General features: G+C 55.9%; 19 protein-coding genes and 2 pseudogenes. 15 read left to right on the top strand and 6 right to left on the bottom strand.

Annotated features, from left to right (window positions below; genetic code table 11):
- Positions 1–24: 24 nt before the first annotated feature.
- The 6 genes and pseudogenes from U6037_RS13390 to U6037_RS29440 all read left to right on the top strand — a co-directional run.
- A complete protein-coding gene (locus tag U6037_RS13390) occupies positions 25–516 on the top strand; it encodes a DUF3304 domain-containing protein (RefSeq protein ID WP_322847094.1) in 492 nt (163 codons plus the stop codon).
- Positions 513–2336 (top strand): DUF2235 domain-containing protein, encoded by a 1824-nt coding sequence (locus U6037_RS13385; protein ID WP_322847093.1) that lies wholly within the window; start codon positions 513–515, stop codon positions 2334–2336. The genes U6037_RS13390 and U6037_RS13385 overlap by 4 nt, the downstream gene beginning before the upstream one ends.
- A 59-nt stretch (positions 2337–2395) precedes the next feature.
- Positions 2396–2887, top strand: coding sequence for a DUF3304 domain-containing protein (locus U6037_RS13380; protein ID WP_322847092.1), 492 nt, complete (start codon positions 2396–2398; stop codon positions 2885–2887).
- 75 nt (positions 2888–2962) lie between these two features.
- The gene (locus U6037_RS13375) at positions 2963–3460 is read left to right on the top strand and encodes a DUF3304 domain-containing protein (protein ID WP_322847091.1); all 498 of its coding nucleotides are present in this window, start codon (positions 2963–2965) and stop codon (positions 3458–3460) included.
- Positions 3461–3464: 4 nt separating this feature from the next.
- On the top strand, positions 3465–4532 hold the full coding sequence (locus tag U6037_RS13370; RefSeq protein ID WP_322847090.1) for a sel1 repeat family protein: 1068 nt from the start codon (positions 3465–3467) through the stop codon (positions 4530–4532).
- A 19-nt stretch (positions 4533–4551) separates the two neighbouring features.
- A pseudogene (locus U6037_RS29440) lies at positions 4552–4722 on the top strand (contractile injection system protein, VgrG/Pvc8 family); the annotation flags it as partial.
- A gap of 323 nt (positions 4723–5045) precedes the next feature.
- Here U6037_RS29440 and U6037_RS13360 read toward each other — a convergent pair.
- Entirely contained in the window at positions 5046–5342 is a 297-nt protein-coding gene (locus U6037_RS13360) for a hypothetical protein (RefSeq protein WP_064117974.1), read from the bottom strand.
- 495 nt (positions 5343–5837) lie between these two features.
- On the opposite strand from U6037_RS13360, the gene U6037_RS13355 reads away from it, so the two are divergent.
- Positions 5838–6107 carry a DUF2790 domain-containing protein gene (locus U6037_RS13355; RefSeq protein WP_322847088.1) on the top strand — a complete coding sequence of 90 codons (270 nt, stop codon included), beginning with the start codon at positions 5838–5840 and terminating at the stop codon, positions 6105–6107.
- 89 nt (positions 6108–6196) lie between these two features.
- On the top strand, positions 6197–6595 hold the full coding sequence (locus tag U6037_RS13350; protein ID WP_322847087.1) for a hypothetical protein: 399 nt from the start codon (positions 6197–6199) through the stop codon (positions 6593–6595).
- On the opposite strand, the gene U6037_RS13345 is transcribed toward U6037_RS13350, so the two are convergent.
- Entirely contained in the window at positions 6592–6861 is a 270-nt protein-coding gene (locus U6037_RS13345; protein WP_007912157.1) for a DUF1652 domain-containing protein, read from the bottom strand. The genes U6037_RS13350 and U6037_RS13345 overlap by 4 nt on opposite strands.
- A gap of 367 nt (positions 6862–7228) precedes the next feature.
- Between U6037_RS13345 and eco the strand changes: the two genes are divergently transcribed.
- Both eco and U6037_RS13335 read left to right on the top strand, forming a co-directional pair.
- Positions 7229–7714, top strand: coding sequence for a serine protease inhibitor ecotin (gene eco / locus U6037_RS13340; protein WP_007912158.1), 486 nt, complete (start codon positions 7229–7231; stop codon positions 7712–7714).
- A 20-nt stretch (positions 7715–7734) separates the two neighbouring features.
- Positions 7735–8040, top strand: coding sequence for an NIPSNAP family protein (locus U6037_RS13335; RefSeq protein WP_322847086.1), 306 nt, complete (start codon positions 7735–7737; stop codon positions 8038–8040).
- A gap of 30 nt (positions 8041–8070) precedes the next feature.
- Here the strand turns inward: U6037_RS13335 and ilvA are convergent.
- A pseudogene (gene ilvA, locus U6037_RS13330) lies at positions 8071–9066 on the bottom strand (threonine ammonia-lyase, biosynthetic); the annotation flags it as partial.
- A gap of 343 nt (positions 9067–9409) precedes the next feature.
- Here ilvA and U6037_RS13325 point away from each other — a divergent pair.
- Positions 9410–9748, top strand: coding sequence for a DUF2834 domain-containing protein (locus U6037_RS13325; protein ID WP_322847085.1), 339 nt, complete (start codon positions 9410–9412; stop codon positions 9746–9748).
- Between the two features lie 120 nt (positions 9749–9868).
- On the opposite strand, the gene U6037_RS13320 is transcribed toward U6037_RS13325, so the two are convergent.
- On the bottom strand, positions 9869–10642 hold the full coding sequence (locus U6037_RS13320; protein ID WP_322847084.1) for a methyltransferase domain-containing protein: 774 nt from the start codon (positions 10640–10642) through the stop codon (positions 9869–9871).
- 159 nt (positions 10643–10801) lie between these two features.
- Here U6037_RS13320 and U6037_RS13315 point away from each other — a divergent pair, with 159 nt between their 5' ends.
- The 3 genes from U6037_RS13315 (at position 10802) to U6037_RS13305 (ending at position 12644) form a co-directional block, all read left to right on the top strand.
- Entirely contained in the window at positions 10802–11335 is a 534-nt protein-coding gene (locus tag U6037_RS13315; protein WP_322847083.1) for a tetratricopeptide repeat protein, read from the top strand.
- 65 nt (positions 11336–11400) lie between these two features.
- Entirely contained in the window at positions 11401–11883 is a 483-nt protein-coding gene (locus U6037_RS13310; protein ID WP_416221721.1) for a sigma-70 family RNA polymerase sigma factor, read from the top strand.
- Entirely contained in the window at positions 11883–12644 is a 762-nt protein-coding gene (locus U6037_RS13305; RefSeq protein WP_322847082.1) for a transcriptional regulator, read from the top strand. The genes U6037_RS13310 and U6037_RS13305 overlap by 1 nt, the downstream gene beginning before the upstream one ends.
- A 252-nt stretch (positions 12645–12896) precedes the next feature.
- Here U6037_RS13305 and U6037_RS13300 read toward each other — a convergent pair whose 3' ends face one another.
- Together U6037_RS13300 and U6037_RS13295 are read right to left on the bottom strand one after the other, a co-directional pair.
- Complete coding sequence (locus tag U6037_RS13300; protein ID WP_322847081.1) at positions 12897–14198, bottom strand: ATP-binding protein; 1302 nt, start codon at positions 14196–14198, stop codon at positions 12897–12899.
- Between the two features lie 4 nt (positions 14199–14202).
- A complete protein-coding gene (locus tag U6037_RS13295; RefSeq protein WP_007912171.1) occupies positions 14203–14904 on the bottom strand; it encodes a response regulator transcription factor in 702 nt (233 codons plus the stop codon).
- Positions 14905–15169: 265 nt separating this feature from the next.
- Here U6037_RS13295 and U6037_RS13290 point away from each other — a divergent pair, with 265 nt between their 5' ends.
- Complete coding sequence (locus U6037_RS13290; protein WP_322847080.1) at positions 15170–16327, top strand: efflux RND transporter periplasmic adaptor subunit; 1158 nt, start codon at positions 15170–15172, stop codon at positions 16325–16327.
- The last annotated feature ends 15 nt before the right edge of the window (positions 16328–16342 follow it).

Below are 16342 nucleotides of genomic sequence, written 5' to 3'. Positions count from 1 at the left end.
TTGCTGGATAAGGAATTTACGTAAATGACCGTGGCCATGAATACTAAGCGGCAAAAAATCTGGCGTCGCCGCAACCTTGTCATCGGGGTATTCGTTTTACTGCTGCCTTTCATTGGATCGTATCTTTATAATCAGTTTCGCACGCCGGGCGCGATGTTGACGTCTGAAAACTATATGGATCGGCCTATTCTAAGTTTTTGGATAAATGACTTCTGGGGAGGGAATCTCTTTGCGATGGGGGGCGGTGGAGTGATGTGCTGCCAGCGCATCAGTGGGCCAACGGTTAAAGTCACCTGGATCCTGAGTCGCACCGGAGAACAGCTTCGACAAGGAGTGAAAAAAGAAGAACATGAACGGACGTTACCTCTACCTGAACGCACGAAAAATGACGTTTATCTTCATGTTAGATTTCTCCCTGGAAACATTGTAGAACTGAAGTGGAGCCCAAATCTTATCAGCCCATTTGATGAGGTTCCCAATTCACAGAACAGTACAGTGCAAGGACGCGAAAAATGACTGAGACCAAAAACTTGGATCGTGCTCAATCAGTAAGCACGAGGGCAAGCACATGTGCTGGAAAGGAAAAAAAATCGGTTTTACCTTGCGAGACGACATTACATCTAAGCTTTTTTTTTGATGGATTTGGTCGAAACCTTATTAGCGATCTCAAGGAAAACCGACTAAGTAACGTTGCCCGCTTATTCATTTCTCATCCTGATGATAAAAATAAAAATACCGAGACAGCGGATACCGTTAAAAAATTCTATATATCCGGTTTAGCGACCGATTTTGACGCAACATTGGGTGGCGGTACTCAACTAACCAGCGCAGGTATGGATGGCGCAGTCAGTAAGGCGATGGATAGCGCTGTAAAATCACCGGAAGGGACAATAAATAACAGTCCATTAGACGCTATTAAAGATGTTCTGACAGGTAAGAAATGGTGGGAATCACTGCTCAACAATCTTAAAGTCGGCAACGTCATTATGGGTGCAGTTAAAGCGGCTGCTCCGGCAGCATTTGATATCTTTGGCATTACCCGCGACAACCCGATAACAGCAACGGTCTTAAAGACCGGGGTAAACACGCGTCTCGAAGCGGCATTTAAAGTTGTAGAAGATACTCTCGAGTCAGTGAAAGCAAAAAATGGAGTACCGGTAAAACGTGTGGCGATTTCTGTTTTTGGTTTTGACTTTGGCGCTAGTCTTGCCCGAGCGTTTATTCATAAATTGTTTGAAGAGTGTGATCCCGCCACTACCATTCTTAAAGGGGTAAAGCTGGATGTTATTTTCGCGGGCTTATTCGACTCTGTTGATCGGAGCGACGAGAGCTCGATTGTTTTGGAGTATCTGATCCCGTTCGTAAACACGGTAGATGACGGAGAGTGTCTTGCAGGCCCGGTTAAATCTGCTCTTCATCTAGTGGCTGCACATGAATGCCAAGGGGACCGCCGCTCTAGACTTATCGGTACAGGCACCTCCACTCCTAGGTGGGAGGAGCGGCTAGTACCAGGCACAAGCTATGACGTGGGAGGCGGCTTAAGAAAAGAAGACGTACTTCATAGCACTGAACTTCATCTGGCGAGCTTGCACGAGATGTATCAGGCTGCGTGCCGTGCTGGAGTGCCTCTCCTACCACTCGACAAACTGCATGAAGCCGATGCGGATGCGGCCGAGTACTTCGTTCTCAACGATCACATCAGCGGCACTAGTGCCATTGGTGCGAGCAAAAATTACATGGGCAAGGCAGGTAACAAAAAAGTATCCGCTGAAAGCTTTCTGGCTCACCGACGGTTGTATATCCAACGATTACGCGGTCTTTGGGAACTGTATCGTGGGCAGCATCAAGCATATGACGACCAAGAAGAGCGCCTACAACGTCCTATTTTTAGCAAACAAGGCTCAATCGCACGAGCGCTAGGGATGAGCAGCGAAAGCGCCGCTCAAGCTGCGAAACGCGATCAGGCTCTCAAGCAAACTCAGCAAGGCAAGGCTGCCCTTCGCGCCGAGCTAAGTTGGCTTGAGGACGTAGACCGCGAAGCCTGGAGGTTGAAAACCAGCTTTCCCTCTGCCCCCGTAAAAGCGCTGTTGGACGAGTGGTTTGCTCCAGTTGCCAAAGGTCTTAGTTTCGACGTTGAAGATCTACTCGAATTTTACGTAAACGATCAATACATGATCCAACAGATACCTCGGGGCACAGGTATTCCGATACCTAAATACTTTCGCGTTCGAGAGTTCGACATGCCGAGCCTGAATAAAACCAAAGGGATGGCCCCCGACTATCTGGAACAGATGATGCGGAAACCTTCAGCAGAGGCTCCCGGTGCATCAACCTAAACTCAGGCAGATTCATTTCAGTCTCAAAGACTGAATATTGCTTTTCTAGTGTGGATTTCATGCGTTTGATAGATATTGCTGCGGACGCACGTCGAAAACGAACATGGCGAAGAAGGCGAAGAAGGCGAATAGCCGTTGCTTTACTAGCTTTGCTGATTAGCTACGCCACCCCAAAAATCATTGATCTATTTCGTACACCCGGCGCCATGCTGACGTCAGAAAATCACACAGACCGCCCAATTTTCAGTTTTTGGGTAAATGATTTTTGGGGCGGCAATATGGCCGCATTGGGCGATGGCGGAATCATGTGCTGCCGGAGAGTTGAGGGGGAAGCGGTTCGTGTCTCGTGGATCGTTAGCATTACAGAAGATCAGTTCAGGCAAGGAATGAGGCAAGAAGAGCATGAGGTGACATTGCCTCTGCCCCTCCAAAAACGCACTGATCGTTATCTACATGTGCGTTTTCTGCCCAAAAATATTGTTGAGTTGAAATGGAGTCCGAGCTTGGATAGTCCGTTTGATTCCGAACCGAATACAGCATTTCTTAAGTGATCGAATTTCGTAATCGAAGAGAAAAAAATTCCGTCCTGGCATCACGCGAGGATTGAACCTCAGACCTAGGATTTGATGCGTGTGATCAGTATTTCTGCGGATGCGCACCGAAAGCGAACGTGGCGGCGAAGACGCATTGTCCTTGGCGTTCTGGCTTTGCTGCTTAGCTACGCCACCCCAAAAATTATTGATCTATTTCGTACGTCCGGCGCCATGCTGACATCAGAAAATTACACAGATCGCCCAATTTTCAGCTTTTGGATAAATGACTTTTGGGGCGGCAATCTGTTCGCAATGGGCGGCGGTGGAATAATGTGCTGCTCCAAATTTGAGGGAGACACAGCCAAAGTCACCTGGATATTGGACATGACCAAACAGCAGCAAATACAGGGCGCGGTAGAAGAGCACCATGAAGTTCAGCTTTCGCTTCCCCAGCGTGGCCCACACGATCAGTACCTGCATGTGCGCTTTGATCCGGGTAATAAAGTACGGCTCGGATGGAGTACTGACCTCTTCAGCCCCTTTGAATCCCGCCCAACCAAGGCTGTTTCGCTAAGCAGTGAGGCGCAGTAAGAATATGCGGTTCAGTCAGCCCCCCACGTGCAATCGGACTGAATCCAGCCCGCTCGGCTTATCTCAGGCGCTTATAACAAAACTACTACAGCTTACTCAGGACAAAATTAAGTCCCTAACTGCAGTTTTGCTTTTTTTGATATTAATGCCAGGGCTATCGCTCGGCGCACTCACACCCGATCAGTCGCAAGCCAAACGTAAAGGCATTGAACTTTACAATCAAAATCAATGGCTTAAATTAGAACCATATTTGAAGATTTCAGCCGAAGCGGGTGATACTGAATCACAGTATTTTTTGGCAGAAACCCTACGCCACCAAAAATTGTTTATGACGGAAGAAGCGCAGCATTGGTACGAGGAGGCTGCGGCCAAAGGTCACGTATATGCAATGTTAAGGCTCAGTGAGAACAAAGAGCTTTGCACTCTCACTGAAGAATGCAAACAGGATGAAAAGTATTGGATAAATACTGCGCGTAAAATAACAAAGGAATGCGCGGACACCGGTCAAAAAAAATGCCTTCTCATGATGTACAACGCCACAGCAGAAATTGAATGGCTTAAGAAATCTGCTGAAGCCGGCGATTCTCTCGCGCAAAATCTTCTTGCGCATCGTTTTGAGGAGGGTGAGGGATGGTTTTTACTTCCTTCTCAACGCCAACATGCTGTTATGAAATGGGCGAAGGCTTCGTCTGATGCGGGATATCCGCCAGCCATGCTCGAATGGGCCTTAGAGTTAGCGAAAGAAGGGAGCGCAGAAGCAGCCAAAAATGCGCTGATAAGTTCGGCAGAAACTGGATATGTAGACGCTGTATTTGAGTACGCGGCAGCTCTATCTTCTGAGGATCACAGCAAAAAATATGAAATAGAGCTGAACAAGGCAAAATCCTACGCTCTATTCAGTCTGCTTTCTGAACTGGGAGACAGCAGCCCAGGCGACTTAGCACAAAAGCAGACTTCGATCCTAGCTAGCAGCATGTCGAGCGACGAAATCAATCATGCAAAAAAAATTGTTCAGGACTGGAAATCTTCCCACCCCCCTCTTTCCTATTTTGCACCTGAATTTGGCTTCTAAGTTTTGAAAAAACAGTACAAACCGTGATCAGCAGATCTTCCAGTAACTGACCATGCCTAAGATCATCGCCCGGGTGCTGGAGGATCGCGGCATCCTCGCCGACGCCTACAGCTTCCAGCTCAGCGCCGAATACCCGCAGCGCGAATACTGCGTGCAGTACAACGAATCCGACCTGCACTTCATCCAGCGCCCTGCCAGAGTATTGAGGGGGCGATGGCTCTTCTCGTGGATCGGTAGCACTACAGAAGATCAGTTTAAGCAAAGAATAAGACAAGAAGAGTATGAGCTGACAATGCCTTTACCCCTGCAAAAGCGTACTGATCTTATCTACACGTACGTTTCTACCCGGGAATATTGTTAAGTTGAAGTGGAGTCCAGACTTATTTAGCCCATTTGAACCTGCCAAACAATCGTATCGAGTTGATGTGGGCATCGACGATGCTGGATCCTTGCCACACTGAAACACGGGTCGTTTCTCACTCCGTCCCGTGGTTGCGTCCTTTCAATTTCTCATCAAACCGGCGCGGTCCAACTCAACATCTGCTGCTGCGCCACCTGCAGCAAATCATTGCCATCTTGCGTCAGCAGGTACAGCGCATGGGTGATGTGTGGAATGTCTTGCACGTCGGCGTGTTTGAAGCACAGGCAATGCAAGGTCTCGAGCAGGTCGGCGGCGGCGCGGATGCGCTGGACGGCGGCTTCGAGGATGTCTTTCGGGTTGGCTTGGGTGTCGATGAGCAGCGTCGGGGTTTCGGTGACGTTGCTGCTGAGGGGGAGATAGCGGTTTTGTAGCAGTTTGATTATCGGCATAGGTGATTACTCAATTGGGGCGAAAGTAACCGCCAGCACTGTGACCAAACAGTGGGAGGCGGACTGTGTGCAGGCTTGGTCAACCGAGAACAACCCCAACTCAGCTCGCCCGAAGGCGTCCTGCACACAGCCGCCACAGCTATGCACCGCACGGACATAGATGTCCGCAGCGCAAATGATGGCACATCTGCAATGAGGAAGTTGTCAGGTGACCAAACCCGAACCACTGATTTTGCAGCGGCAACCGACAATAACCGCCCTGCTCCAACCGCCGAAAGCAGACAAGGCACCAGCCTTTGTAGGAATTCGCCAAACCTTCCAAAGAAAACCGCCGCACTCCCTGACAGCCGGCGTTCAGCTTGGTTAACCATCCCTTAACGCCGTGGTCAAAAACTCTACTGAACCGCACGCCCTCAGCCATTCTGGCTGTTGCCCAGTGCGGCAGGTTCGGGTGAATCACGCCGAACTCTAGAACCGCCACTCGGGAGTCCTTTCATGAACATTCGTCCTTTATTGCTCACCGCCGCCCTCGCCTGCACCGCGTTTGCCGGGCTGGCCCAGGCCAATGACACCTCTGCCACGTCCAAAGCCGTGCCGTATCAGTACGGCATGCCGCTGCATGTGGCCAAAGTGGTGTCGTTGACCGAGCCGCAAACACAAACGTGCAAAGTGGTCACGGCCGACATGAAGTACATCGACAACGCCGGTAAGCCTGAGGAAATCAGCTATCGGAAATTGTCTGACGCGTGCAACTTCCAGAACTGACAGAAACGTCTGATTTGCGGGTTTGCGGTAGGCGTGGGGTGTTTCGGCGGTTATGCTCGGAGCCCTCCTCACTGCCGCAAGGATTCGCCATGCAGTTGTCGTTTCGCACGTTGTCGGGCTTCACTTGTTCGTTGTGTTTTTTGCTGGCGCTGGCCTGGGGCTTTGTCCCAGACATGCTCCTGGCGATCTGGAGTATTGAATATTCCGAAGGTGCCGGGTTTGTCGCGCGGCGCAGTGCGGTGCTGTTTGCGGCGTTGGGGGTGATGTTTTATCTGGTGCGCAATGCGCCGCCGTCGCTGGGGCGCAATGCGCTGAGCAACGGGTTTATCGTCGGTTGTTTTGGTTTGGCGGTGCTGGGTTTTGCGGAATGGCTCAACGGCCATGCCGGCCCCGGGATTTTGCTCGCGGTGCTGGTCGAGTTCGCGCTGGGCCTTGGTTTTGTGCAGGCCCGGCGCGTGACGGTCGAACTGGGTGAAACGGTGCGTTAGACGACTCTGGAGCGTGGGCTGTAGTGATGTTGCACGGTTTGCTGGTTCAGATCCGAGCGCAGCCCGGCGATCAGTTCGTTGATTTCACGACAGCCATTGAGATGGCTGGCGTCGATGCCACTGACCAGCAGATCGACCTGATCGGTCTGGTGATCGCCGAAAACCTTGACGGTCATCGACAAGTCCGGCGACAGCGTGCACTGGCAGCGTTTCGGCAGAAAACTGCTTTCAATGATATTGCGTAGTTCCAAGGCAGACAGAAACATGGCGAAACCCTCTCCTTACTGTGAGATGCCAATCAAGTATTCACGCTGACCGTTGCGGCTCCTGCACGGGTGTGTCCCCGCTGTTTCCATGGTGCGACAAGCGGTGGTACTGCGAAATGCTCATTGGAGTGTAGGCGCCCAAGTCCGGTGCGCCGCACTGAAAAGACGCATAAAGCGTGCCTTTCATCGGTTCATTTTCACCCTCATGAAATCAAGCACTTGGCGGCGGTGCCAGTATTAGGCTACTTGCAAATTGCAAGAATGGCCTCGGCGGATACTGCAATTTGCAACTCGACGCTGGTTTGCAATCACGGCCCATGACGGTAAGAATGCCCGTTATCCACCCTACACCCGCACGGAGGCTTCCATGGGTTCTTTACGCGTCTACGCGACCACCGGCTTGTTCATCGCCAGCCTGTCCACCCTCGCCCACGCTGCCAAACTTGAAGACGTCGCGCCGTTCCCGAAGGCTGAAGCAGGGTTCACCCGCCAGGTCATTCACTTGCCCAAGCAAGAGCAGGAAGAGAACTTCCAGGTTGAAATCCTCGCTGGCAAAACCCTTGAAGTGGACTGCAACCGCCAGCGTTTGGGCGGCGTTCTCGATGAGAAGAATCTTGAAGGTTGGGGTTATCCGTTCTATCGACTGGAAAAGGTCATTGGGCCGATGAGTACGATGATGGCCTGCCCACCTGGCAGCCAGAAGAAACGTGCGTTCGTGCCGGTCGTCGGTGACGGCTTCATGCTGCGGTACAACAGCAAGTTGCCGGTCGTGGTGTATGCGCCGTCGGACGTCGAAGTGCGTTATCGCATCTGGTCGGCGTCGGACAAAGTCGGTACAGCCCTGCAGGAATAACCGAACAAGGAGTGCGTTGCTTGATTACCTGCCACGTCCGATATGTCATTGATCCGTACCAATTGCCCGAGTTCGAGGCCTACGCCAAGGCCTGGATCGGCATCGTCGAGCGCTTGGGCGGCACGCATCACGGCTACTTTTTGCCGTCCGAGGGCGCGAGCAACATCGCTTATTGCCTGTTCAGTTTTCCGTCACTGGCGGATTACGAGAGCTATCGGCACATCGCGATGACTGACCCGGAAAGCACCGCACTGGTGGCCAGCCTGGTCGAGAAGAAGTTTATCGTCAGCTACGAGCGCAGCTTCCTGCGCCCCTTGCTGCCCTAAGCCTCATCATGCCGAGATGCCGCACACTGCGGCGCGCTCGGCGACATGGCGCAGGCTGTCGAAGTTGATATTGGCGCCCGAGTCGATCGCCACGAATGTCTGCTCGCGCACCCCGGTTCGCGCTACATACTGCTTGATCCCAGCCACGGCCAGGGCGCCGGAAGGTTCGGTGATCGAGCGGGTATCGTCGTAGATATTCTTGATCGCCGCACAGAGATCGTCGTTGCTGACGGTGATTACCTCGTCGACGCAAAAGCGGCAAACCTCAAAGCCGAACGCGCCAATCTGCGCGACCGCCACGCCATCGGCGAAGGTGCCGACGCTCGGCAGCACCACACGCTGGTCCGCTTCCAGCGCGGCCTTCAGGCACGCTGAATGTTCCGATTCGACGCCGATGATCCGCACTTCCGGGCGCAGGTATTTGACGTAGGCCGCGATGCCGGCGATCAGACCGCCACCGCCCACCGGGATAAAGATCGCATCCAGTGTGCCTTGATGCTGACGAAGGATTTCCATTGCCACGGTGCCTTGCCCGGCGATCACCTCTGGGTCATCGAACGGTGACACGAAGGTGCGCCCGGTCTGTTCCGCCAGTTGCAGCGCATGGGCCAGCGCGAACGGGAAACTCTCGCCGTGCAGGAACGCTTCAGCACCGCGACTGCGCACACCCAGCACTTTCAGCTCCGGCGTCGTCGCCGGCATGACGATGGTCGCCGCGATCCCCAGTTCGCGCGCTGCCAGCGCCACGCCTTGCGCGTGATTGCCGGCCGATGCGGTGATCACTCCGCACGCCTTTTGCTCGTCACTGAGCTGCACCAGCTTGTTGTAGGCGCCACGGATCTTGAAGGAGAACGTCGGTTGCAGGTCTTCGCGCTTGAGCAGAATCCGGTTGCCCAGCGCCTCCGACAGCGCCGGCGCCGCTTGCAAAGGCGTGCGCACCGCGAGGTCGTACACCGGCGCGGCGAGGATCTTTTTCACGTAGTGCTCAAGCAGGGTTTGCTGATCGTATGTGTAGCTCATGAACATCTCCTTGGCAGAATTTCACACGGTCCCTGTAGGAGCTGCCGAAGGCTGCGATCTTTAGAAAAATAAAAGTCAAAAGATCGCAGCCTTCGGCAGCTCCTACATGAGCCACATTTCAAAAACCCCGGAGACAGAAAGTAAAAACCCGCCTCTAGGGCGGGTTGGGTGCTGCAGTCGTGAGCTAGCCCGCCAAATGAGGAATGGCGGTAATAATCATTGGCTGGCAGCGCGATACAGTCGAAGTCATGGACTGGAAATTAGCCTGCGCGCTAATGGCAAGTCAATGGCCAATTTTCCGTGGTGACGTTAGTCTGGCGACTCTCTCATCACACCACGGAAGGAATGCATGATGCCTATCGCCCTGCCCCTCACGGCTTTGCTCGCTTTTACCGGCTACACCGTTTCGGTGATGCTGCAGGCTGAACAGTCGTTGATCGATTTTGGCATCAGCCTGATGTCGCGGCCTGATACCGCGCAGGTGGTGATTGATCTGTATCTGCTGGCCACGCTGGCCGGCGTGTGGATGGTCAAGGATGCCCGGTCGCGGGGGCAATCGGTCTGGTCGGTGATGCCTTATTTGTTGTTGACGGCGGTTTTCGTGTCGATCGGGCCGTTGTTGTATCTGGTGGTGCGTGGGGTTCGCGAGCGCCGGAAGGCGGTGGCAAAGTGCAGCCAGATACTATGAACACCTGAAACCCCTGTAGGAGTGAGCCTGCTCGCGATAGCGGAGTGTCAGCCAAAGATGAGGTGACTGACACTCCGCTATCGCGAGCAGGCTCACTCCTACACTGGAATGCCGTGGGATTCAGCCCTTTTTTACGGCGACGAACGCGGCGGTTTCGTAAGGCACCGTCAGCACATCCCTGCCACGCAATTCAGGCTCTGCGGCGATCAACGCACGTATCTGCTCATCGACCTGCGCCCGCTGCGCTTCCGGCAGCGCGGCGATGAAACTGGTGGAGCGCACGCGGTTGAAGATCACATCTTCCGGTGAGCCGGTATGACCATGATGAAACTGTTCAACCTGCAATTTCTCAAATGCCGGGTGCGGAAATGCTGTGCGCCAGGCGCCGGTGTAATAGCGCGGCGTGTCCCCTTCCAGTGCGTTGACGATGGCATCCAGTTTCGGCACCCAACGGACTGCGATATCACGCAAGTTCCAGATCAGCCCCAACTTGCCACCCGGCTTGAGTACTCGAGCGATTTCGCTCAGCGCCTCGGTACTGGCGAACCAGTGAAACGCCTGCGCGCAAATCACCACATCCACGGAAGCATCCGGCAACGGCAGATCAGTCGCCGTGCCGCTCACCGCCAGCACTTCAGGCCAGGCGTCCGAGAGCTTTTCCAGCATTTGCGCCACCGGTTCAACGGCGATCACTTGCGCGCCGGTCGCCACCAGACGCCCGGTGAACTTGCCGGTGCCGGCGCCCAGATCAATCACCGTTTTATGCCCATCCAGGCCCAGCGTCGCGGTCAGCCACTGACTAACCTGCGGCGGATAGTCCGGCCGCCCTTTGACGTAGGTGTCGGCGGCAGTTTTGTAGCCGGCAGCGGCTGAGTGATGGACATGGTCGGTCATGGCAACGCTCCTTACGGCAAAACATCGGATCGACGGCAGACGCTGACGAGCATAGCGCTTGAATTTACGCTGAACTTGAACAGTCACTGATAAAGCAATGAATAAAAATTCACCCTGTGGTGTTCAAAGTGAAACATAACCCTCTGTGGAGCCTTGCCCATGACTATCCGTTCCGTTATGTTCGCCGCCCCGTTGCTGCTGGTCGCCGCGATGTCCAGCCAGTTGGCTTTCGCCAATGGTGATGAAGAAGCGCCAGTGCAGAAACCCGAGTGCCCCAAAGGCCAGGTCTGGGACAGCAAAACGCAGAAGTGCGTGCTGCAAACCAGCAGCCTGTTGCCGGATGCCGACCGCACCGACTATGCCTATCGCCTCGCCAAGGTTGGTCGCTACGAAGAAGCGCTGGCGCTGTTGGACACGCTGAAACAACCGAACACCGCCAAGGCTCTCAACTATCGCGGTTATGCAACGCGCAAGCTGGGAAGAACAGACGAAGGCATCGGTTATTACCTGCAATCGGTGAAACTTGATCCGCAGTACGCGCAAGTGCGCGAATACCTCGGCGAGGCCTATGTGATCAAAGGTCGCGTCGATCTGGCGCAGGAGCAGTTGCAGCAGATCAAATCGATTTGCGGCACCTCGTGCGAGGAGTACCAGGACCTGGCCGAAGCCATCAACGATTCAGCGAAAACCTGAGCATTTTCATAAGGGCAGCCATCATCGTCAGCGATCAGGCATTCAGAGCAGAACTCGGACAGCATCTGGCGCGACTGTGGCGCTACGGTTTGCTGCTGTCGCGCAATCGGCATGTGGCCGAGGATCTGGTGCAGGCCACCTGTGTGCGCGCGTTAGAACGTGCGGCTCAGTACGTGGCCGGCACGCGTATGGATCGCTGGTTGCTGAGTATTTTGCATTCGATCTGGCTCAACGAAGTGCGCGCACGACGCGTGCGTCAGGGTACGGGTCAGGTCGATGCCGATGGGCAACTGGCGTTCGATGGTGAATACGCGGCGCAGACTCACGTCATGGCCGCACAAGTGATTCGCCGCGTCGATGCGCTGCCGGAAACCCAGCGCGAAACCGTGTATCTGGCTTATGTCGAAGGCCTGTCCTACCGCGAAGTTGCTGAAATCCTGCAAGTACCGATCGGCACGGTGATGAGTCGTCTGGCCACCGCCCGCCTCAAACTCGCCGAATACCCGCCACTGCAAGCGGTGCCGAAATCCACCGAAGGAGACCGTTGATGAACACACCTTCGGATGAGCAACTGGTCGCCTACCTCGACGGAGAACTCGAGCAGGAATATCGCCATCAACTCGACAGCGCCATTGCCGAAGACCCGCTGCTCAGTCTGCGCGTGCAATGGCTCAGCCGCAGCAATCTGCCGTACCGGAAAGCCTATGACGAACTGGCGCAGCAGGCGCCGCTGGATCGCCTGCAAGCGCGGCTGGATGCCATTCCTTCGCCAGAAAGGCCGGGGCTGAGTCGCCGCTGGTTTATCGCTGGCGCCGCCGCCGCGTTGGTGACAGGCGGTGTGTTGGCTGACCGTTTGTTCCTTGGCTGGCATGCCGCGCAATCAAACAATTGGCGCGCACTGGTCGGCGATTACATGGCGCTGTATGTGCCGCAGACGCTCGATCATCTGCCCACCGACGAAGCGTCCCAGCGCGCGCAACTACGCACGATCGATGCGCGCCTGGGCCTGAACCTTTCGCCAGCTAATTTGAAGTTGCCTGGTGCCGAATTCAAACGGGCACAAATGCTTGAGTACGACGGCGTACCCATTGCGCAGATCGTTTATCTGGATCCGCAGCATGGGCCAGTGGCGCTGTGCGTGACACGCTCAAATAGCGGCAGTCAGCCGTTGGCCCATGAGCGTCGGCATGAGATGAATGTGGTGTACTGGACAGAGCGCGAGCAAGCGTGGATGTTGATTGGCCGTAATTCGTCGGCGGAGCTGGAGCAGCATGCGGGACGGCTGCGCGCGCAACTGCTGAAAGTGTAAGAACGCTGTAGACCTTCGCCATTTCTAAATCGCGGACAACCAGCACTGAAGTTGGCGACTGATCCAGCGCTTTCGCGGGCAAGCCCGCTCCCACAGAGACTTCGGGTATTCATACACTCTATGTACATCCAAACCTGTAGCTGCGGCACGCTGCGATCTTTTGACTTTGATCTCGAAAATCAAAATCAAAAGATCGCAGCGTGCCGCAGCTCCTACAAGGATATTGCGCGATAACAGATACAGCGTTCGACTTTATGCGGTAGTGGGCAACCACAACCGGAACCGTGCCCCGCCCAACGGCGAAGACTCAACCGTCAACGTGCCGCCCTGCGCTTCCAGTGCTCGACGGCTGATCGCCAGGCCAAGCCCAAAACCACCTGTGGCCCGATCCCGGCTGCGATCGAGCCGATAGAACGGCTCGAAAATCCGCTCGCGCTCGTCATCGGGAATCCCGATGCCGTCATCGTCGACCCAGATTTCACAACCCGCGGCATTGACCTGCACGCCAATCTGAATACGTTTCTCGCAATAGCGCATGGCGTTGCGCAGCAGGTTCTGGATCGCGCGCGCGGTCAGGCGTGGATCAAGCGAGAAGCGTTCGAGCTGACCGTGCAGCAACACGTCGATGACGATTTCCGGCGATTCCAGTTCTTCATCGACGCTGCCCAGAATGCTGTCGATGAACTCATCCAGCGACACCTCGACCTGCTCCGGCAACTGCGCCGGGTTCTGCAAACGGCTGTAGGAAAGTAGCTCCAGCACCAATTCATCCAGCTCGCGAATGTGTGCGACCAGTCCCAGCAGACGTTCACGACTGGCCGTCGGCAAGTCATCGGACAAAGCCAGGGCCAGACCGAAATCCAGACGCGTCAGCGGCGTGCGCAGTTCGTGGGACACGGCGTTGAGCAAATCGCGTTGTTGGTTGAGCAGGTTTTCGATGTCGCCGGCCATGGTGTCGAAAACGTTGGCGAGGCTGCCAATGTTAGAGCTTTGAGCGATTTTCGTGCGTTCGCTCAAATGGCCTTTGCCGAAGCGTTCGGCTGTGCCTTTGAGGCGTTCCAGATCGCGCCAGTGCGGGCGCAGCCACATCAGCAGGCAGGCGAGCAGGCTCGCGCCGATCAGCACATTGATGCTCCAGTACAACAGATTGACGTCCAGCGGGTCCGGCGGCACGACCATTTGCACCGCTGTGGTGTCATCCAGCGGCGTCACCGCCAGCGTGCGCCAGCCCCAATCGCCGATACGCACGACGTTTTCACCACGCCGCAGTCGCTGCTGCTCGATGGCGGTGAACTGAGCATCATCGATTCGCGCGAGGACGATGTGCAGCGGCTGGAAATCCTTGTCCATCGACGCCGCCAGCGCCGGCCATTGATCGTGCGGCACGGCATGAAACTGGCGGGTGATCAGCGATTGCAGGCCGCGCGAATAGTCGAGGTTATAGGTGACGAAGCGATCCCGGAACGCCATGACCACCAGATCCGGCACCAGATAAATCGCCGCGCTGTACGAGACGATCGTCACCAGATACAGGCGAAACAGGATGCGAAACATCAGCTCAGCATTCCCACTCGGAACGGCTGAACAGATAGCCCTTGCCCCACACGGTCTTGATCTTGCGTGCCTCGCCGGCGTGGTCGTCGAACTTGCGGCGCAGCTTGGAAATCGCCACGTCCACCGAACGGTCGGTGCCGTTGAATTCGATTCCACGCAGACGTTGCAGGATCTGGTCGCGGCTCAACACTTCGCCGGCGTGGCGGGCCAGGACTACGAGCAGATTGTATTCGCCGCTGGACAGTTCGACCGGTTGATCGCGCCAAGTGACGGTGCGCTCGGACAGGTCGATGCACAGATTGCCCATGAGGATGCGGTCATTGGCGGTCAGCGGTTCGCCGAGGCTGCTGCGGCGCAACAGGGTGCGCACCCGTGCCAGCAACACGCGCGGTTCGCAAGGTTTGGTGACGTAATCGTCGGCGCCCATTTCCAGGCCCAGAACCTGATCGTGGCTGTCGTCGCGGGCGGTGAGCATCAGGATCGGCAATGTCGCTGAATCGGCACGCAGTAAACGGCAGACTTGAAGGCCGTCGAGGCCGGGCAGCATCAGGTCGAGAATCACCAGATCCGGCGGATTGACCCGCGCCCGTTCGCGCACGTGGTCACCACGGCCGATCACGCTGACGGAATAACCGTTGCGCTCCAGGTAGCTGGAAATCAGTTCGGCGAGGGCGGTGTCGTCTTCGACCAGGAGGATGTTGGGCATGGGTGATCCAGAAAGTGCTGTGGCGACTGATAAGGCCCATTCGCGAGCAGGCTCGCTCCCACACTTGGAATGCGATTCCTTGTGGGAGCGAGCCTGCTCGCGAAAGCTATCTATCTGTCGCAATAAATTTCAAGACCTGAAGGATATACGCCCTCGCCCATCCCTGAGCAAAACCCTTACACAATTTCACACAGCGCCTACAAAGCTTCACCGCTAATCTCGGCGTCTGCCCGTAGGATGCGGACATCAATATTGGGGGTTCTACATGTCGAACAAACTGCTGGCCGGGCTCGGCCTGATCGCGATGGCGCTGACACTGAGCGCCTGTGATTCGTCCTCGAAGGCAGAGGATCAGACGCCACCGGCCACGGTGCGCATCGAGACGATCGAAGCGCATCCCCTGACGCTCAGCAGCGAACTCAGCGGCCGCATCGCCGCGCCGCGAATTGCCGAAGTGCGCGCACGGGTGGCCGGAGTGGTCTTGCAGCGCACCTTCCGCGAAGGCAGCGACGTGAAAAAGGGCGACGTGCTGTTCCGCATCGACCCGGCACCGTTCAAGGCTGACCTCGACAGCGCCGAAGCCGCGCTGCGCAAGGCCGAGGCCAATGCGTTCCAGGCCAAACTGCAAGAGCAGCGCTATGCCCAGTTGATCGACGACCAAGCCATTAGCGGCCAGGACTACGACAACGCCCGCGCCAATGCCCGGCAAACCGCCGCTGACGTTGCGGCCAACAAGGCTGCCGTCGAACGCGCAAAACTGAACCTCGGTTACGCCACCGTCACCGCGCCGATTTCCGGGCGTGTCGGTCGTGCACTGGTGACCGAAGGCGCCCTGGTCGGGCAGAACGAAACCACGCCGCTAGCCCTGATTCAGCAACTCAACCCGATCCACGCCGACCTCACTCAGTCGACCCGTGAACTCAACGAACTGCGCCGCGCTTTCCGCTCCGGGCAGTTGCAGGAAGTCGGCCAGGATCAGGTCAAAGCCACACTGATTCAGGATGACGGCAGCCTGTATCCGCTGCCGGGCAAATTGCTCTTCAGCGACATCACCGTCGACCCGGGCACCGGCCAGATCATCCTGCGCAGTGAATTCCCTAACCCGGATCTCGACTTGCTGCCGGGCAGTTTCATCCGCGTGCGTCTGGAGCAGGCAACGATCCAGAACGGCATCACCGTGCCGCAACGCGCGGTGCAGCGTGACAGCGCCGGTATCGCGCAAGTGCTGACGGTTGACGAGCAAATGCGCGTGGCCCAGCAACCGGTGCAAGTGGGCGCGGTGCAGAACGATCGCTGGATCGTCACTGGCGGCCTCAAGCCCGGCGACCGCATCGTCATCGAAGGCCTGCAACACGCCCGTCCCGGCGAAAAAGTACAGATCGACGACACCCCTCTTCCACTTGCCCAGACCTCTGGTCAGTAAGCAGGACGCTTTTCT

Origin of the sequence: Pseudomonas sp. B33.4, from assembly GCF_034555375.1 — a bacterium.
In the GTDB taxonomy this organism is placed as follows: domain Bacteria; phylum Pseudomonadota; class Gammaproteobacteria; order Pseudomonadales; family Pseudomonadaceae; genus Aquipseudomonas.
The sequence above is the reverse complement of the archived record's forward strand: the minus strand, read 5'-3'. Positions and strand labels throughout refer to the sequence as shown.